This is a genomic window from Pseudomonas sp. SIMBA_067 (genome assembly GCF_046534675.1).
Classification (GTDB): Bacteria; Pseudomonadota; Gammaproteobacteria; order Pseudomonadales; family Pseudomonadaceae; genus Aquipseudomonas; species Aquipseudomonas putida.
Genome location: NZ_JAWRYH010000831.1, coordinates 1 through 255 on the forward strand (window position 1 = coordinate 1; position 255 = coordinate 255).

Genomic DNA, 255 nt, shown 5'->3' on the forward strand with positions numbered 1-255 from the left:
CTGCAGGCCAGGCAGCAGGTGGCGCAAGCGCGGCCGGCCAACAGCGCTGGCCGTGCCCGCAATAACGCCTTCGATGGCGTGCGCTCGCCATCGAGCACCCGTGCGCAGGCCGACCGAGGTCGCATCAGCCAGTCGTTTGCCCAGCGGCCGCACACTGCGCGAGCCGCCGGGCATCAGATTTCCAGGCCCAGTGCGCCCATGCGCCGTGGTGGAGGGGGCCGTCGATGAACCGTCGATCAGGGTGGGTTGCCTGTG

Annotated in this window: 1 pseudogene; it reads left to right on the forward strand. The window is 70.6% G+C overall.

The annotated features are described in order from the left end of the window. Nucleotides 1-228: pseudogene (locus SB765_RS31525) on the forward strand (DUF3300 domain-containing protein); the annotation flags it as partial. Between the last annotated feature and the right edge of the window lie 27 nt (nucleotides 229-255).